1 protein-coding gene is annotated in these 1513 nt (G+C 68.9%); it reads left to right on the top strand.

The genetic code is table 11. The features are described from left to right. Positions 1 to 251: 251 nt before the first annotated feature. Positions 252 to 1487, top strand: a complete 1236-nt coding sequence (locus tag IE271_RS40900) for an IS110 family RNA-guided transposase (RefSeq protein WP_229919989.1) — start codon at positions 252 to 254, stop codon at positions 1485 to 1487. The last annotated feature ends 26 nt before the right edge of the window (positions 1488 to 1513 follow it).

Here is a 1513-nt window from a genome sequence, read left to right as displayed (position 1 = left end):
TTGGTACCTGGTATGAAATTTTTTGGGTGCCGCTTTCCTGGTGGCCGGGCCTGGTTCACGGCCGTACGGTGCAAGCGCCGGGACAGGGGCGTCTGGGGGAACCAGTATGGGCAGGCCGGTCTCAATCGATGGGCTGCGAGCCCGCGTTAGTAGATGGCCGCCCCTGCGACTTTCCTGGCTGCGCCGTGAGCGCGAATCCGTAGGTGTCGTTCTGCCCAGCGGTTCCCGTACGAGGCCGAGAGGAAAGGGCGATGGGACGCTGCATCGGGATGGACATCCATCGGGACTTCGCGCAGGTCGCGGTGGTGGAGAACGGACTGCTGAGGGACGAGGGCAGGGTGGACTGCCGACCGCGACAGCTTCGGGAGTGGGCACAAACACTGCGCCCGGACGATCAGATCGCCCTGGAAGCGACCGCGAACTCGGCGGCGATCGCGGTACTGCTGGAGCAGCACGTCGCCCGTGTGGTGATCTCCAATCCCGTCAAGACCCGGGCGATCGCCGAGGCGAAGGTCAAGACCGACAAGGTCGATGCACGGATCCTGGCCCAGTTGCTGGCCGCGGACTTCCTCCCGGGCACCTGGCTGCCGGACGAGCACACCCGGATGCTGCGCAGGGTCACCATGCGCCGCGCTCACCTCGTGCGCCAGTGCACTCGCGCGAAGAACCAGATCCATTCCGTGCTCCACCGCAACCTGCTGCCCCGCCCGCCGGTCTCCGACCTGTTCGGACGGGCCGGCCGGGCCTGGCTGGGCGTGCAGACGCTGCCCGCCGACGAGCAGAGCACGGTGCAGGCGCTGCTGCGGCAACTGGACTTCCAGCAGAACGAACTCGCCGCTGTCGAGCGGGAACTGGCCGCCGACGCGCTCGGCGACCCGACCGTGCGCCGCCTGATGACGATCCCGGGAGTCGACGCGATCACCGGCATCACGCTGCTGGCTGCCGTCGGCGACTTCGGCCGCTTCCCCAGCGCCGGCCAGCTGGTCTCCTACTTCGGGCTCAACCCGAAGGTCCGCCAGTCCGGCGGCCTGCCTGCCCAGCACGGCCACATCACCAAGGCCGGCCGGACCCAGGCCCGCGCGGTGCTGGTGGAGGCGGCGTTCGCCGCAGCCCGCGGCCCCGGGCCACTGCGCGCCTTCTACCGGCGCATCGCCGCCCGCCGCGGCACCCAGATCGCCCTGGTCGCCACCGCCCGGAAACTGGCCGTCCTGTCGTGGCACTTGGTGACCAAGCAGCAGGACTACGCCTTCGCCCGGCCCAGCCTGGTGGCCTTCAAACAGCGCAAACTCGAGCTGACCGCGGGACTGCCCACCGCCCATGGCAACCACCGCGGCGCGGGCTACGCCTACAACAAGAAGGAGCTTCGAGCCCAGGAACGGGCGATCGCCGAACAGGCCGAACGCGCCTATCAAGTGCTGATCTCCCGCTGGCAGCCCGTCCCGACCGGAAAGAGCACGCAACTCCCGGCTATCCCCGGCCAGCCTTGACGATTTCATCCGTCGACCAGATCTTC

The sequence above is a fragment of the Streptomyces minutiscleroticus genome (genome assembly GCF_014650875.1).
GTDB lineage: Bacteria > Actinomycetota > Actinomycetes > Streptomycetales > Streptomycetaceae > Streptomyces > Streptomyces minutiscleroticus.
This window is presented reverse-complemented; position numbering and strand designations above follow the sequence as displayed.

Bases quoted from the DNA above. Each gene is read 5' to 3' on its own strand.
- IE271_RS40900 (WP_229919989.1), top strand. From the start codon at position 252: ATGGGACGCTGCATCGGGATGGACATCCATCGGGACTTCGCGCAGGTC.